General features: G+C 39.1%; 3 protein-coding genes. 2 read left to right on the forward strand and 1 reads right to left on the reverse strand.

The window, feature by feature from the left end; translation table 11 throughout:
* Window positions 1-205: 205 nt before the first annotated feature.
* Window positions 206-883, reverse strand: coding sequence for a YkyA family protein (locus tag ACH0QE_RS10160; RefSeq protein WP_415800577.1), 678 nt, complete (start codon window positions 881-883; stop codon window positions 206-208).
* Between the two features lie 249 nt (window positions 884-1132).
* Between ACH0QE_RS10160 and ACH0QE_RS10165 the strand changes: the two genes are divergently transcribed.
* Complete coding sequence (locus ACH0QE_RS10165) at window positions 1133-1258, forward strand: YjcZ family sporulation protein (protein WP_084135439.1); 126 nt, start codon at window positions 1133-1135, stop codon at window positions 1256-1258.
* Between the two features lie 105 nt (window positions 1259-1363).
* Window positions 1364-1918, forward strand: coding sequence for a peptide deformylase (gene def / locus ACH0QE_RS10170; protein WP_415800579.1), 555 nt, complete (start codon window positions 1364-1366; stop codon window positions 1916-1918).
* The last annotated feature ends 412 nt before the right edge of the window (window positions 1919-2330 follow it).

Raw genomic sequence — 2330 nt, forward strand, 5'->3', positions numbered from 1 at the left:
AAAAAGTAACTGTATTACTGTTTATTAATTACTGTACTATAATAAATTACTTTTAATTCAAACTGTATTAGTGCTGTGTAGTGGGTTCTAATGGCTCCGATCCCAGTTCTGGTATGAAATTTCACTAGGTTCTTAAGCCGCACTGGGCCTTCCTCTTCAAAAACAAAACAAAAAGCCGCATTTAAAAGGCGGCTTTACATTTCACTTATTGCTTTTCTTTATCCGTGCTGACTTCTATTCCAGCTTTCTTGTAAAAATCCATTTTTTCCTTATTATACTGGTCAGTCTTTTCATTGAATTCTTGGTTGTTATTTAAGACAATTTCATATACTTCATTCACTTTATTTATTTGTTCTTCAAGTTTCTCAAAGCTTAATTCCTTATCTTTAAGCATATCATAAAGCTCTTTGTCATATTGGAGCCCTTGTTTGTAGTTTTCATACAGCTTCTCATGAATTTCATATCTTTCTTTCATAGTCGCTTGAAGTTCAGTTGCCTGCTTCTTCAGGTTTGAGTCATCTATTTCGTCGATGATTTTGTCTACATTTCCAAACTCTTTTTCAGATTCATCTATACTTTCTTTTTCTTTATCAATATGTTCTGCACGTTTGTCAGCTATAGCCAATGCCTCATCTGCCAGCTTAACAATTTGGTCATATTCTTTCATTCCAAGTGAGATGATTTGCTCGTAAATTTCCTTTTCCTTCTTCTCCAACTCTACAAGCGGATCCTGCTGATCCTCAAACCCTTTTTCAATTGAAACGACCTTCTCAAGCGCTTCAAACATTTTCTCCTCTGGTGATTGCTTGTCCAGACACCCTGCTAGACTTAATAATCCAGCCATCATTATAATAGCTAAACTTATTTTTTTGATTATGGACAAAATAATAACCTCCTCATTGATACCAATTTTACTATAGCGATTGCGACGGGATTTGACAATAGATATGAAATTTTGCGGGAATAATTGTTCATCCTGAAAGTGGTAACTGCTTGTCCTTTTCCCTAAATATATTCACTCCTCAGTGTGTTTATTCACTGGGCTTACGCCTACACTTTATTATTTCTCGCGCATAGGCTATAGCAATCGACCGAATTTACGGGCGAAAAACACCATTGAGGAGGTTTCCTAATGCACGGTTACGGATATGGATGTGGTTATCCCGTGGCAGGAGCAGGGTATGGCAATGGATTCGCTTTGATTGTCGTGTTGTTCATTCTACTGATCATTGTCGGCTGCGCCTGCTGGAAGTTTTAAAGGAATAAAGAGGGAGGGCTAGTCCCTCTCTCTTTAACATTTCTAGTTAACTTTTTACTGTTCATTTGTTAGACTTAACATTATTACATACTAGAGGTGAAGTTAATGTTGACGATGAATGATATCGTCCGTGATGGACATCCCGTGCTCCGAAAAGTCGCGGAAGAGGTTCCTATGCCCCCTTCACAGGAAGATAAGGCAGTGCTTGAAAGCCTGATTGAATATGTTAAAAACAGCCAGGACCCTGAGGTTGCCCAAAAACATGGTCTCCGTCCCGGAATCGGTCTTGCCGCACCACAAATAAATGTATCGAAAAGAATGATTGCTGTTCATGTAACAGATGAAAAAGATAATTTATTAAGCCATGCACTCTTCAACCCAAAAATCATTAGCCATTCGGTGGAACGTTCCTACCTTGCAGCTGGTGAAGGATGCTTGTCAGTTGATGAGTCGATCCCTGGTTATGTGCCGAGATATGCCAGGATAACCGTAAAAGGGGTAGATCTTGAAGGAAACGAAGTCAAGCTTCGTCTGAAAGGCCTGCCAGCGATTGTATTCCAGCATGAAATCGATCATTTAAATGGCATTATGTTTTACGACCATATTAATAAACAAGACCCCTACGCAGAAGTTCCCGATGCAAAACCAGTTGAAAGATAAAAGCCGAATCCTGAGCGATTCGGCTTTTTTGTGATTTTAACTACTTTAAGTAAAATTGTATGCTTTGAATAAATCGGAGTCCATTAGTGACAGGTTTCCGGTTTCACCCTGTAAACCTGTTTGAATTCCGATGTTTTCTTGACAGCTTTTCATCTTTTCACCGTCAACCTGTCTGAATTACGCCCTTTTCTTGACAGCTTTTCTCTCAATGGGCATGAACCTGTCTTAATTCCGGCTTATTCTTGACAGCTTTTCTGGTTTCGCCCTTCAACCTGTCATAATTCCGATGTTTTTTTGACAGCTTTTCGCCTTTTCACCGTCAACCTGTCTGAATTACGCCCTTTTCTTGACAGCTTTTCTCTCAATGGGCATGAACCTGTCTTAATTCCGGCTTATTCTTGACAGCTTTTCT

Source organism: Mesobacillus sp. (assembly GCF_047739415.1).
In the GTDB taxonomy this organism is placed as follows: Bacteria; Bacillota; Bacilli; order Bacillales; family Cytobacillaceae; genus Mesobacillus.